At 67.8% G+C, this 12,854-nt stretch carries 16 protein-coding genes; 11 read left to right on the top strand and 5 right to left on the bottom strand.

Annotated elements, in window-relative coordinates; genetic code table 11:
• Positions 1-5 precede the first annotated feature (5 nt).
• Positions 6-452, bottom strand: coding sequence for a copper chaperone PCu(A)C (locus AC5P8R_RS11020; protein ID WP_041863160.1), 447 nt, complete (start codon positions 450-452; stop codon positions 6-8).
• Between the two features lie 34 nt (positions 453-486).
• Between AC5P8R_RS11020 and AC5P8R_RS11015 the strand changes: the two genes are divergently transcribed.
• From AC5P8R_RS11015 to AC5P8R_RS11000, 4 genes are all read left to right on the top strand, one after another.
• Positions 487-1,263 carry an enoyl-CoA hydratase/isomerase family protein gene (locus AC5P8R_RS11015; RefSeq protein WP_014646368.1) on the top strand — a complete coding sequence of 259 codons (777 nt, stop codon included), beginning with the start codon at positions 487-489 and terminating at the stop codon, positions 1,261-1,263.
• An 87-nt stretch (positions 1,264-1,350) separates the two neighbouring features.
• The gene (tesB, locus tag AC5P8R_RS11010) at positions 1,351-2,271 is read left to right on the top strand and encodes an acyl-CoA thioesterase II (RefSeq protein ID WP_005408551.1); all 921 of its coding nucleotides are present in this window, start codon (positions 1,351-1,353) and stop codon (positions 2,269-2,271) included.
• Between the two features lie 4 nt (positions 2,272-2,275).
• Positions 2,276-2,785 (top strand): Pathogenicity-related protein, encoded by a 510-nt coding sequence (locus tag AC5P8R_RS11005; RefSeq protein ID WP_014646367.1) that lies wholly within the window; start codon positions 2,276-2,278, stop codon positions 2,783-2,785.
• A gap of 178 nt (positions 2,786-2,963) precedes the next feature.
• Positions 2,964-4,181, top strand: a complete 1,218-nt coding sequence (locus AC5P8R_RS11000; protein ID WP_014646366.1) for an RNA polymerase sigma factor — start codon at positions 2,964-2,966, stop codon at positions 4,179-4,181.
• A gap of 51 nt (positions 4,182-4,232) precedes the next feature.
• On the opposite strand, the gene AC5P8R_RS10995 is transcribed toward AC5P8R_RS11000, so the two are convergent.
• On the bottom strand, positions 4,233-4,793 hold the full coding sequence (locus AC5P8R_RS10995; protein WP_014646365.1) for an EF-hand domain-containing protein: 561 nt from the start codon (positions 4,791-4,793) through the stop codon (positions 4,233-4,235).
• A gap of 156 nt (positions 4,794-4,949) precedes the next feature.
• Between AC5P8R_RS10995 and AC5P8R_RS10990 the strand changes: the two genes are divergently transcribed.
• Both AC5P8R_RS10990 and AC5P8R_RS10985 read left to right on the top strand, forming a co-directional pair.
• Complete coding sequence (locus tag AC5P8R_RS10990; protein WP_495223396.1) at positions 4,950-5,705, top strand: arginyltransferase; 756 nt, start codon at positions 4,950-4,952, stop codon at positions 5,703-5,705.
• Positions 5,706-5,743: 38 nt separating this feature from the next.
• Positions 5,744-6,958 carry an endonuclease/exonuclease/phosphatase family protein gene (locus tag AC5P8R_RS10985; protein ID WP_014646363.1) on the top strand — a complete coding sequence of 405 codons (1,215 nt, stop codon included), beginning with the start codon at positions 5,744-5,746 and terminating at the stop codon, positions 6,956-6,958.
• A gap of 83 nt (positions 6,959-7,041) precedes the next feature.
• Here the strand turns inward: AC5P8R_RS10985 and purT are convergent, their stop codons facing one another.
• Positions 7,042-8,229: a formate-dependent phosphoribosylglycinamide formyltransferase gene (gene purT, locus AC5P8R_RS10980; RefSeq protein WP_495223395.1), complete on the bottom strand. Its 1,188-nt coding sequence runs from the start codon at positions 8,227-8,229 to the stop codon at positions 7,042-7,044.
• A gap of 137 nt (positions 8,230-8,366) precedes the next feature.
• On the opposite strand from purT, the gene AC5P8R_RS10975 reads away from it, so the two are divergent.
• Genes AC5P8R_RS10975 through AC5P8R_RS10955 form a run of 5 tightly spaced genes read left to right on the top strand, consistent with a single transcriptional unit; the run spans position 8,367 to position 11,065 of the window.
• A complete protein-coding gene (locus tag AC5P8R_RS10975) occupies positions 8,367-9,248 on the top strand; it encodes an SPFH domain-containing protein (RefSeq protein ID WP_495223394.1) in 882 nt (293 codons plus the stop codon).
• A 45-nt stretch (positions 9,249-9,293) separates the two neighbouring features.
• Positions 9,294-9,473: a type II toxin-antitoxin system antitoxin gene (locus AC5P8R_RS10970; protein ID WP_014646360.1), complete on the top strand. Its 180-nt coding sequence runs from the start codon at positions 9,294-9,296 to the stop codon at positions 9,471-9,473.
• A complete protein-coding gene (locus AC5P8R_RS10965) occupies positions 9,470-9,649 on the top strand; it encodes a DUF4177 domain-containing protein (RefSeq protein WP_014646359.1) in 180 nt (59 codons plus the stop codon). The genes AC5P8R_RS10970 and AC5P8R_RS10965 overlap by 4 nt, the downstream gene beginning before the upstream one ends.
• A 3-nt stretch (positions 9,650-9,652) precedes the next feature.
• Positions 9,653-10,246, top strand: a complete 594-nt coding sequence (locus tag AC5P8R_RS10960) for a PH domain-containing protein (protein ID WP_478444329.1) — start codon at positions 9,653-9,655, stop codon at positions 10,244-10,246.
• A gap of 9 nt (positions 10,247-10,255) precedes the next feature.
• Positions 10,256-11,065: a M15 family metallopeptidase gene (locus AC5P8R_RS10955; protein WP_495223392.1), complete on the top strand. Its 810-nt coding sequence runs from the start codon at positions 10,256-10,258 to the stop codon at positions 11,063-11,065.
• A 154-nt stretch (positions 11,066-11,219) separates the two neighbouring features.
• On the opposite strand, the gene AC5P8R_RS10950 is transcribed toward AC5P8R_RS10955, so the two are convergent.
• Both AC5P8R_RS10950 and AC5P8R_RS10945 read right to left on the bottom strand, forming a co-directional pair.
• Positions 11,220-11,591 (bottom strand): DUF423 domain-containing protein, encoded by a 372-nt coding sequence (locus AC5P8R_RS10950; protein WP_014646356.1) that lies wholly within the window; start codon positions 11,589-11,591, stop codon positions 11,220-11,222.
• 103 nt (positions 11,592-11,694) lie between these two features.
• A complete protein-coding gene (locus AC5P8R_RS10945) occupies positions 11,695-12,768 on the bottom strand; it encodes a polyketide cyclase (RefSeq protein ID WP_014646355.1) in 1,074 nt (357 codons plus the stop codon).
• Positions 12,769-12,854 lie beyond the last annotated feature (86 nt).

Below are 12,854 nucleotides of genomic sequence, written 5' to 3'. Positions count from 1 at the left end.
TCCCGCTACGGCGCAGCCTTGCGTACGGCCAGCGTCGCACTCGCTTCGCCGCCGCCTTCCAGCTGCAGCCGTAGCGGCACCGCCTGCCCCTCCTTCAGCGCGCCCTTGCCCTGCATCAGCATCAGGTGCAGGCCACCGGGCTTGAGCTCGGCACGTGCACCCGGCGCCAGCGGCAGGCGCTCGATCGCGCGCATCCGGCTGACCCCATCCGTGATCGTGGTTTCGTGCAGCGACACATCATTGAAACTGCTGCTGGTCGCGCCGGTGATCACCACCGCCTTGCCGCAGCCGTTGTGGATGACGCCGTAGCCAGCGGTCATCGGCATTGCCGGATTCGGTGGCAACCGCGCCCAGCCCTGATCCACCGTGACGCAGCCCGATTCCGCCGCCGAGGCCGATGCTGCGGCCGCACACAGAAGCCACAGTACGCCAACGAATGGTTTGGTTATCATCGCCCAGGTTCCTTCTTCGCAACGAGACCGCAGCATGACGACGCTCATCGAGGTGATCAACCATGGCCCCATCCGCGAACTGCGCCTGGCGCGGCCGCCGGTCAACGCACTGGACACCGACCTGTGCCGGCAGTTGATCCATGCCATCGAGCTGGCCATGGCCGAAGACGCGCACGGCATCGTGCTGTCGGGCAGCGAGCGCATCTTCACCGGCGGCATGGACGTGCCGCACCTGCTCTCGCATGGCGATGACAAGCACAAGCTGCTGGACACCTGGAACGCCTTCTTTGGCGCCGTACGCACGCTGGCCGAGAGCCGCATCCCGGTGGTCGCGGCGATCACCGGCCACGCCCCGGCGGGCGGCTGCGTGCTGGCCCTGTGCTGCGACTACCGGGTGATGGCCCGCAGCGCCGATCCGTCGCGGCCATATGCCATCGGCCTGAACGAGGTGCAGGTGGGCCTGATCGCGCCGGAGGGCATCCAGCGCCTGCTGCGCCGTGCGGTGGGCGTGCACCGCGCCGGCGTGCTGCTGACCACCGGTTCGCTGGTACCGGCCGAACAGGCGGTGCAGATCGGCCTGGTGGATGAGCTGGCAGAGGGGGACCTGGTGGTGGCACGCGCGATTGCCTGGCTGCAGGACCTGCTCAGGCAGCCGCGCCAGCCGATGCTGCTGACCCGCGCCATCGCCCGCGCCGACCTGCACGTGGCGCTGCAGCCGGACCTGATCCAGCTCGACCGTTTCGTCGAGGCCTGGTTCGCCCCGGACGCACAGAACGCCCTGCAGGCCCTGGTAGCCCGGCTGGGCAAATAGCGGTTGCCCCGCCCGGGGTCAGATCCCTTTCGCCGGGCGAAAGGGATCTGACCCCTGACCGGTATAATCAGGCCCTCTTTCACTGCTGTGGCCGCCCCCTTGAACGACACGCCCGAACCCGTCGTCTCCGAGCTGATCGACCTGCTCACGCTGGAGCGGCTGGAGGACAACCTGTTCCGCGGGCAGAGCCGCGACATCGGCACCAAGTACGTGTTCGGCGGGCAGGTGCTGGGCCAGGCGCTGGCCGCGGCACAGGCCACGGTCGACAACGGCCGCCACGTGCACTCGCTGCACGCCTATTTCCTGCGCGCCGGCAACATCGACCACCCGATCGTCTACGACGTGGACCGTACCCGCGACGGCGGCAGCTTCTCGGTGCGCCGGGTCACAGCGATCCAGCACGGCAAGGTGATCTTCTTCTGCGCGGCATCGTTCCAGCAGGCCGAGACCGGCGCCGAGCACCAGCACAAGATGCCCGAAGTGCCGCAGCCGGAAGACATCGAACCGAACCGGCCGCTGCCGGCCGAAGTGCTGGAGCGTCTGCCGATCAAGGTGCAGCGCTGGCTGTCGCGCGGCGGCCCGTTCGAATTCCGCCACGTCTACCCGCGCGACGAACTGAACCCGCCCAAGCGCCCGCCCTACCACCAGGTGTGGCTGCGCCTGAGCGAGCCGGTCGGCGATGCTCCGGAACTGCACCAGGCCCTGCTGGCCTATGCCTCGGACTTCCACCTGCTGGGCACGGCGACGTTCCCGCATGGCATCAGCTACTACCACCCGCACGTGCAGATGGCCTCGCTCGACCACGCGATCTGGTTCCACCGCCCGTTCCGTGCCGACGACTGGCTGCTGTACTCGCTGGACAGCCCCAGCGCGCAGGATTCGCGCGGCCTGGCCCGCGGCCAGTTCTTCACCCGCAATGGTGTGCTGGTGGCCAGCACCGCGCAGGAGGGCCTGATCCGCGTGGTTCCCGACCAGGCTGCCGCGGCCGCCGTGCCGGCCAAGGAGTAAACCCATGCGCCAGATCTTCAGCAGCCAGCGCGTGGAAACCGTCGAAGGCGTGGCCGAGCTCCTGCGCGGGCATGGCATCGACGTCAAGGTGACCAACGGGCGCTCGTACAAGACCCGTCGCCGCGGCCAGTTCAGCTATACCGACCTCGGCAACGCCAACGCCTACCCGGCGGTATGGATCGTGCGCGCCGACGACCAGCCGCGTGCACGCGAGATCCTGCGTGAGGCGCGCCTGCTCGACACCACCCGCCGCGACCATCCGACCGCCGAGTTCGCCTTCCGCGACACGCCGGAACAGGGCAGCGGCGGCCGCAGCTGGGCCTGGCGCATCCGCATCGCCCTGCTGGTGGTGATCGCCGGCGTGGCGCTGGTGATCGGCCTGCGCCATCGCGGTGTCCCGGCCCCGGCAGCACCGGCCCCTGCCCCGCAGGCCCAGCCGCAGCAGGCGCAACCGGCCCCGCAGGCCGCACCGGAAGAGGAAGAAGTCCGGGTCCGCATCCAGCCATCGAAATAACCCACGGGTCGTACCCGCCGCTGGCCGGCAACTGCAAAAAGGGGACGGAGGGGATTAAGTCGTTTGTGGCACAAACGACTTAATCCCCTCCGTCCCCTTTTTTGTCAGCACAGGAAGTCGGTCACATTGGGCGCGCGGCTCCGTCATGGGACACAATCCCAGCAGGAGAGCCGCCGCCATGACGACGTTCGCCGCATCGATCGACCAGACCCTGGAACGCGAACTGCCCGCCGCCGCCAGCGGTTGCCAGCACGCCTACGGCCGTATCGTGCTGGCCTGCCAGAACACGGTCACCGCCATCGCCCTGGCCATCACCCGCGACCGCCAGGCCAGCGAGGACATCGCCCAGGAGGCCTTCGTGAAGGGCTGGCAGCAGCTGCACCAGCTGCGCAGCGCGACCAGCTTCCTGCCCTGGCTGCGGCAGATCACCCGCAACCTGGCCCGCGACTGGCTGCGCGCCCAGCGTGGGCGGCCGCTGACCGGCGAGGCGGCCGAGGTAGCGATGGGCATGGCCGCCGACCCGTCGCCGGGCGCGGCTGACCGCCTGCAGCGGGTGGAGGAAGAGATCGCCGCCGAGGACATCATCTCCACCCTGCCCGCCGACAGCCGCGAAGTGCTGTTGCTGTACTACCGCGAGGGACAGCGCTCGCAACAGGTCGCCGACCTGCTCGGGCTCAGCGATGCGGCCGTGCGCAAGCGCCTGTCGCGTGCACGTGCCCTGGTGCGCGAAGGCCTGCTGCAGCGCTTCGGTGAATTCGCCCGCAGCAGCGCGCCGAGCGCTGCATTCGCCACCGCCGTGGTGTCGATGGTGCTGGTGGCCGCGCCCGGCACCGCCAGTGCAGCGGTGCTGCTCGGCACCGGCGTCGGCATCGGCGGCAGCAAGCTCGGCCTCGGCGGCGCCAGCGTTGCCGGCGGAACCGCGATGGGCTCGTTGACCGCCACCCTGGGCCAGTTGCATGTGCTGCCGGCCGAAAGCTGGGGGGCGGTGATCGGCGGCGTGGTGGGTGGCGCGATCGGCAGCTACCTCGGCGGGCGCTTCCTGATGTCGTACACCGAAACTGCGGCAGAGCGGGCCGATGTGCGCCGCTTCCTCTACCTCAACATCACCACCGGCATGTTCTGGTGCCTGGCGATCCTGCTGGCTGTGGTGCTGCAGGCACCGGTCTGGACGCAGCTGACGGTGCTGGCGGTCGGGTTGGGCGTGGTCAACTACCAGTGCCTGGTGACGCTGCAGCGGGTGATGGCGCCGATGATCGCGCGCGATTCGGCGCGGCGCGGGCGAACCGGCATCAACTGGAAGTTCGAATCGATGTACGGCCGCACCGCCATCATCGCCATGAACCTGATGGTCATTGCGCTTGTGGCGTACTCGCTGATGCGCAGCGGCCGCTTGTAACGGACAACGCCGGCAGTGCCGCCGGCGTTGTCGTCATCACTGCATTGACCCTCAGCGCTGCGGCTTCGGTGCGCCGCCGTCGCGCGGACCGCCATGGCGCGGGCCACCATGCATCGGGCCCTTGGCCGCATCAAACTCGGCCTTGCTCAGCTGGCCGTCCTTGTTGGTGTCGGCGGCGGCGAACCAGGCATCACGATGCTGCTTCATGCGCAGCTCGCGGTCGGCCTTGTCCAGGTAGCCGTCCTTGTTCAGATCAAGCTGGTCGAAGCGCGCGGCCAGGCGCGGATCGGCCTTGGCTTCCTCGCGGCTGATGCGGCCATCCTTGTTGACGTCCAGCGCGGCCCAGCGCTCACCGCCGTGGCCACGACGGCCATGCTGCCAGCGCGGCAGCTCGTCGCGCGAGAGCTTGCCGTCCTTGTTCTTGTCCAGCTCGTCGAACTTCGCGGCCAGGCGCGGGTTGGCGGCCGCCTCGCTGCGGTCGATCACGCCGTCACCGTTGGTGTCCAGCTTGGCCGGGCGCGGTGCCGGCGTGGCCGGGGTGTCGGCCGCCAGCGCGATACCGGATGCGGAGGTGCCGAGCAGCAGGGCCAGCAGCAGGGGGGTACGGATCATGAGGTCACTCCTGGGGATGGGAACAGCGTCGGGGTGATCACTTCACCCTCGGGGGACAACAACGCCCGGGCGCGACGTCGGTTGACGCTACTGCCGATTCCATTCATCCGGCGGACAGTCGCCGCCACTGCGACAACCTGGGGCTATGCTGTGCCCATGGCGATACATGGCGACAGAGACGACGAACTGCGACTTTTCCAGACCGGCGAGCACCCCTGCGGGTACTGGTCGGACCGGGTGGCACGCGACCTGGTGCTGGACCCGAACGACCGCCGCCTCGGCGCGCTCTATCCACTGGCACTGAGCTGGGGCTTCCGCCGCAGCGGCGACCTGGTCTACCGGCCGCATTGCGCGCACTGCCAGGCCTGCGTGGCGGTGCGCATCCCGGTGGCCCGCTTCGCCCCGGACCGCAGCCAGCGCCGCTGTGCCACCCGCAATGACGACCTGGAGGTGCGGATCACCGCCACCACCGCCCGCGATGACCTGTTCGCGCTGTACCACCGCTACCTCACCCACCGCCATGCCAACGGCGGCATGGACGACCACGGCCCGCACGAGTTCGAGCAGTTCCTGATCGGCAGCTGGTCGCACACCCGCTTCATGGAGATGCGCCTGCCCGGCCACGACGGCCAGCCCAGCCAGCTGCTGGGGGTAGCGGTGACCGACGTCACCGAGCACGGCCTGTCGGCGGTCTACACCTTCTTCGACCCGGACCACGCCGCGCGCGGGCTGGGCACCTTCGCGATCCTGCAGCAGATCGAGTGGGCGCGCCGCGAGGGCCTGCCGCACGTGTATCTGGGCTACTGGATCCGCGGCCACCAGAAGATGGACTACAAGCGCCGCTTCCATCCGCTGGAAGCCTACGATGGCCGCCGCTGGCACGATTTCGACAAGGATCTGGACGGGCGCTGACAAACCGCTGACACCGGGCCGGGTGCACAATACGGCCCATGAACATGACCCGCCGCCATCCCCTGATCCTCGCCCTGGCCCTGCTCTGCGGCGCCACCGCCCCTGCCTTCGCCACGTCCCCTGCGATGACCGAAAAGCCGTCCGCTGCGCTGCGCCTGGCCACCTACAACACCTCGCTGTACTCCGATGACGCCGGTGGCCTGATCAAGGAGCTGGAAGGCGACAGCGAACACGCGCGCAAGATCGCCGCAGTGCTGCAGCAGGTGCGCCCGGACCTGGTGCTGCTGAACGAATTCGACTTCGACGACGCCCATCGCGCCGCCGACCTGTTCCAGAAGCGCTACCTGGAGGTCGCCCAGCCCGGTGGCGGCAAGCCGCTGCATTTCGCCTACCGCTATCTGGCCCCGGTCAACACCGGCGTGCCCAGCGGCCTGGACCTGGACAACAACGGCGTGGTCGGTGGCGAAGGCCGCAGCCGCGGCAACGATGCCTGGGGCTACGGCCTGCACCCGGGCCAGTACGGCATGCTGGTGCTGTCGCGCTACCCGATCGACGAAGCCAGGGTGCGCAGCTTCCAGCTGCTGAAGTGGAGCGCGATGCCCGGCGCGATCCGCCCGGTCGACCCACGTACCGGCCAGAGCTTCTACAACGACCATGTGTGGTCGCAGCTGCGCCTGTCGTCGAAGTCGCATTGGGACGTGCCGGTAAAGACCCCGGCCGGCGTGGTGCACGCGCTGGTCTCGCACCCGACCCCGCCGGTGTTCGACGGCCCGGAAAAGCGCAACGCGGCGCGCAACCATGACGAGCTGCGCCTGTGGCAGGAATACCTGTCCAAGGGTGACAAGCCATGGCTGTGCGACGACAAGGGCCACTGCGGCGGCCTGGCGCAGGATGCGCGCTTCGTGATCCTCGGCGACCTCAACAACGACCCGGTCGATGGTGATGGCCGCCATGAGGCGATCGTCGAACTGATCGAGAACGCCCGCGTGCTGCGCTACCCCACCCCGCGCAGCGTCGGTGGCGAGCAGACCAGCCTGGCCTATGCGGCCAAGGGCATCGAGCGCAAGGGCGCACCGTTCCATGCCACTGGCGATTTCGGCCCGAAGTCCGGCACGATGCGCCTGGACTACGTACTGCCCTCAACCGGTTTCGAGTACGTCGGCAGCGGCATCTTCTGGCCGGCCAATGAAAGCCCGGAAGCGAAGATCGCCGACGGCAGCGACCACCACCTGGTGTGGGTGGACGTGCGGTAGAGTCGACGGCCCTGAAAAGGGGACGGAGGGGATTAAGTCGTTTGTGGCACAAACGACTTAATCCCCTCCGTCCCCTTTTTGCTTTACGGGCGCAGTTCGACGCCGATGGCGTCGGCGGCATCTCGCGCGATGGCGCGCGCCTCGTCGATGGTTTCCGCGCGCGCCAGGGTGACACCGACGCGGCGATGGCCATGCACGCTCGGCTTGCCGAACAGGCGTACGGCAGTATCCGGCACCTGCAATGCAGCGGCGACGTTGTTGAAGTACGGCACGCCCTCGCCGTGTGCCAACAGCGCGCACGACGCCGACGGGCCGCTCTGGCGGATCACCGGGATCGGCAGGCCGAGGATGGCGCGCGCATGCAGCGCGAACTCGCTCAACTCCTGCGATACCAGCGTCACCAGGCCGGTGTCGTGCGGGCGCGGCGACACTTCGCTGAACCACACTTCGTCGCCCTTCACGAACAGCTCCACGCCGAACAGGCCCCAGCCGCCGAGGTCATCGGTGATCGCGCGCGAAATCTCTTCGGCACGCGCCAGTGCCGCGCTCGACATCGGCTGCGGCTGCCAGCTTTCGCGGTAGTCGCCGTCCTTCTGCAGATGGCCGATCGGCGCACAGAACGAGGTGCCACCGGCATGGCGCACGGTCAGCAGGGTGATCTCGTAATCGAAATCGATGAAGCCTTCGACGATGCAGCGGCCGGCACCGGCGCGGCCACCGGTCTGCGCGTAGTCCCAGGCCGGGGCGATGTCCGCCTCGCTGCGCAGGGTGCTCTGGCCCTTGCCCGAGGACGACATCACCGGCTTGACCACGCACGGCAGGCCGATGGCGGCGACGGCAGCACGGTATTCGGCCTCGGTATCGACGAAGCGGTACGGCGAGGTCGGCAGTCCCAGGGTTTCGGCGGCCAGGCGACGGATGCCTTCGCGATCCATGGTCAGGCGTGCGGCGCGCGCGGTCGGGATCACCCGCAGGCCCTGCTCCTGTTCCAGCTGGACCAGGGTCTCGGTGTGGATGGCCTCGATTTCCGGCACCACCAGGTGCGGCTGCTCCTGGGCGATCAGCGCCCGCAGCGCCATCGCATCGAGCATGTCGATCACGTGCGAGCGGTGCGCGACCTGCATGGCCGGGGCGTCGGCATAGCGATCGGCGGCGATCACCTCCACGCCCAGCCGCTGCAGCTCGATGGCCACCTCCTTGCCGAGTTCGCCCGAGCCCAGCAGCAGCACGCGGGTGGCGAAGGGGGACAACGGCGTTCCAAGCTTGGCCATGGCGGTTCCAGCAGCGATGTGAAGGCGGGAGGGCATTCTAGCTGGCCGGGCACCCTGACCATGGCATCCGACGAACGGTAGTGGACAGGTGATATCACTTTGATATCTTAAATTTGAACCCTCAAGGACGTACCGCCATGAAAGAGAAGTCGCTGTCTTCCCTCAACGGCCTCGGCACGCTGGTCGGCGCCCTGCTCGTCGGCCTCGCCGGCGCCGCCCTGTTCGTGGTGGGCGTGGCAGCCAAGGCCAGCACCGGCTCGCCCAGCCTGCTGCTGATGCTGCTGGGCGCCCTGCTGGTGGCGCTGGGCGTGTTCATCCTGGCCGGTCTGTACACCATCCAGCCCAACCAGGCGGCGGTCCTTAGCCTGTTCGGCAAGTACGTGGGCACGGTGAAGGACAACGGCCTGCGCTGGAACAACCCCTTCTTTGCCAAGCGCCGGGTCAGCCAGCGCGTGCGCAACTTCGAGAGCGGCAAGCTGAAGGTCAACGAGCTGGACGGCAGCCCGATCGAGATCGCCGCGGTGATCGTCTGGCAGGTGGTCGACGCCTCCGAGGCCGTCTACAACGTGGACGACTACGAGAGCTTCGTACACATCCAGTCCGAATCTGCGCTGCGTGCGATGGCCACCAGCTATCCCTACGACCAGCACGAAGACGGCCAGCTGGCCCTGCGCAGCCATGCCAGCGAGATCTCCCAGCACCTGAAGAACGAGCTGGCCGAACGCCTGGCCGACGCCGGCGTGCAGGTGATCGACGCACGCATCAGCCACTTGGCCTACGCCGCCGAAATCGCCCAGGCGATGCTGCAGCGTCAGCAGGCCAACGCGGTGATCTCCGCACGCACGCGCATCGTGGCCGGTGCGGTGGGCATGGTTGAAATGGCCCTGGCCGAACTGCAGAAGAACGGCGTGGTGCAGCTGGATGAAGAACGCAAGGCGCACATGGTCAGCAACCTGCTGACCGTGCTGTGCTCGGACCGCGGTACCCAGCCGATCGTCAACGCCGGTTCGCTGTACTGAACCACCCTCGCAACGGGGTGCCCCACCACCCCGCCAGGAGCTTGCATGAGTGAGAAGAAAGCCTACCCGCTGCGCATCAATGCCGACGTCCTGGCCGCCGCGCAACGCTGGGCTGACGACGAGCTGCGCAGCCTCAACGCACAGATCGAATACGTGCTGCGCGACGCCCTGCGCAAGGCAGGACGCCTGCCGAAACCCACGCCATCTTCGGGGGACAAGGAATGAGCAAGCGCTGGAGCTACCAGACGATCGAGGTCAAGACGTCCATGATGGGCCAGCTCAAGGCCGAGGACATCCAGAGCGAACTGAGCCGCCAGGGCCAACTGGGCTGGGAGCTGGTCAACATCATCATCCCCGCACCGATGCGCCCGGCGATGCTGGTATTCAAGAAGGAGGCCTGAGCCATGGGTGCCAGCGATCCAAAGCAGTACGAGGTGGCCGAGAGTTCGCCGTTGCGCGTGCTGTGGATCGTGCTGCCCCTGCTCGCCGCCTTCGTGGCCTGCCTGTATGCGCAGTTGTACAAGGCACCGGCCACGGCGCCCTGGATCGAAGTAACGCTGTCGCCGCCCTGGTTCCGGATGGGCGGCAGTGCCGCCTGGAGCCTGCTGGTGATCGCCGCGCTCGGCATCGGGTTGGGCGCGGCGTTCTTCCGTCGCCGGGTGGAACTGGCCGACGACGTGCTGGACGTGCGCTCGACGATGTACCGCCGCCGCGTTCCGGTGGCACAGCTGCGGCTGGACCAGGCCGAGGTGGTCGACCTGCAGCGTGACCGCCGCTATGGCATTCGTTTCAAGACCAATGGCTATGCGATGCCGGGCTTCTATTCCGGCCACTTCCGCCTGCAGGGCGGCGGCAAGGGGTTCGCGCTGGTCACCGACCGCACGCGCGTTCTCGCCCTGCCGGTCAGCGATGGCAGCACGCTGCTGCTCAGCCTGGAGCGGCCGCAGGTGCTGCTGGACGCACTGCGCAAGGTGGCCGCTTCGGCGCCACGGCAGTAAGCTGCGGCGATGCAACGACGCGCCCCCCTGCTGATCAATACCGAGGCCATCGAACTGTGGCCTGCCCTCCTGCTGCGCGCACGAAGCAACCCGGATGCCCGCCTGCTGTCGCAGGCACAGTGGGTGCTGCGGCGCAAGCGCGATGGCCGCTACCTGGCGGCGGTAACGACGCATGGCGTGCATTCGCTGGTGCCACGCCTGCTGCGCGAGGCCGGGGCCGAGGACGCACTGGCGCTGCTCGATGCAGCGGCGGCACGTCCGTTCGGCGCCCCGCTGCAGGAACAGTGGCTGCCGCTGGCCGGGCTGCAGCAACGCCTGCAGCAGCTCGGCCTGGATGCACAGCGCTATGCCGACGACAGCGGCCTGCCACTGGAGCCCGAACCGTGCCTGCTGCACTTCGCCGGCCGTGACCGCTTCGGCCGCCCACTGTGGCTGCGCCGTGGCGCCGCGCAGGGATGGCGGCGGATGCGCCTGCAGGCGGCACGGGAGGGCATCGCGCTCGACGCAATTTCCGGCTTCCGCAGCCATGCCTACCAGCTGGGCATCTTCGAGCGGAAGCTGGCACGTGGGTTGAGCGTGACGGAGATCCTGAAGGTCAATGCAGCGCCGGGGTTCAGCGAACACCACAGCGGCCACGCGCTGGACATCGGCACACCGGGCGACGCCCCGGCCGAGGAATCATTTGAAGCCACCGACGCGTTCGCCTGGCTGCAGGTGCATGCCGGCGGGCATGGCTTCCATCTGAGCTACCCACGCGACAACCCGCACGGCATCGTCTACGAACCCTGGCACTGGTGCTGGAGGCCGGCCAACAGCTGAGCCCCTCGTGGCGCCCGCACGCGGAATGGAACGAGAGAGCGAAGACAAAAGCGGGCCGCTTCGCTCGAAGCCGAGCATGGCTCGGCTCTACAGCAGCTGCCGCGCAACGCCCCCATGTCGTGCCGAGCCATGCTCGGCTGTACCCGGATTGCCGTCACCGCCTCAACGCATTGATCGCCAGCACCACCCAGCCGGCCATCATGCTGGTGCCACCGATCGGCGCCATCCGCGTCGGCCACTGCCACAGCGCCCCGCCCACCAGGCTGCCTGAAAACAACAGCACACCCAGCAGCAGCACGTACAGCGCCAGGTGTGCGATCGCCCCGTGCGCGCGCGGCCCGAGTGCCACCAGTACCGCACCATGCGCGAACGCGTACAGCGCCGCCATGTTCAGGTGCTGCTGCGCCAGCGGATCGGCCACGCCATGCGAGGCGTAGGCGGACAGGCCGATCGAGGCAGCGGCCAGCAGCGCCCCCAGGCAGGCGAGCAGGGACGGCTTACGTGCACGACGTTCGAGATTGAACATGGGGGCTCCTTGCGCAGCGCCCCTTGCCGGGCGCCGGATCAAAAAAACGCGCCGCAATGAGCGGCGCGTTTTCGTGTCCAACACTACATGGGTCAGCCGAGGCTTACTTGACGGCCCAGTAGATGTCGTAGGTCGCTTCCGGGGTGAACGACTTGTCGATGCCGTCCTTCCAGGTTTCGTACGGGCGGTCGATGACTTCGTTGCCCGAAGTCACGGCCCAGGCACGCAGGCCGTTGCGGGCCACGTCCAGACCCGCCATGTGGCCGGTGTAGGCCGCATGCGCCGAACGGTGCGGAGCAACGTGCACGTACTTGACCGGAGCGCCGCCGTCGATCTTGACGGTCAGCTCGTCGGCAGCAGCACCTTCAGCACCCTTCTTCTTCACCGGCTGGGCGATGTCGAAGGCGTACTTCTCCTGGCCGAAGTCGGTGGTGATGATGCGGAACGGGCCGGCGGCTTCAAGGCCATTGGCCTCCATCACGCGCTTGATCCACTCCTGGTTGTCCTTGATGGACTTGGTGATGGTGTCCTGACCGCGGTCCACGTTGCCGGCGTTGACCACCAGCAGGTTCTCGGCCGGCACTTCAACGATGGCCAGGTCGGTCAGCGGGGCTTCCGGCGTGCGGTAGTCCACGTTCGGCACGGTTGCGAGCATGTTGGCGATGCGCGACAGGCCCAGCTTGATGTCGTCGCCGATCTGGCGGCTGACATACAGGCCGGCGTAGCGGCCGAACAGGTCGAAGCCGTACTTCACCGAGTAGTCCTGGGTGATCTTGACGTTGCGACCGCCCTTGCCGGTCGGCTCCAGGTTGAAGGTGGTGACCTTGTCGTGACCCTTGGTGGCGTCTTCGATGGCGATCACAACACGCTTGTTCTCTTCGGCTTCGGTGATCTTCCAGGAACCGGTGCCCAGGTCCTTGGAGGTGAAGTCGAGGGTGGCACCGGTACCGGAGGCCGGGCCGGACAGCTTCAGTTCAACGGCGGGATCGCGCAGTACCAGCGGGTTCCAGTCCTTGAAGCGGCGCAGGCTGCTGACCGTGTCGTACACGATCGTCATCTTGCGGTTGGTCTCGATGCTTTCGGTGATGTGACGCTCGCCCGGCAGACATACGCCAATGATGACGAACAGGCCAGCCACGATCCCCAAGGCGATCAGGAACTCGATAATACGGGTCATTCAGAGAGTCTCCGGGGCCGATCCCACGGCCGGGTTGATTGAAGCGAAGCGCCAATCCTAGCAGGCTTCGCGGGCATTGTTTATCG

The sequence above is a fragment of the Stenotrophomonas sp. YJH_SMC_73 genome (assembly GCF_059370155.1).
The sequence above is the reverse complement of the archived record's forward strand: the minus strand, read 5'-3'. Positions and strand labels throughout refer to the sequence as shown.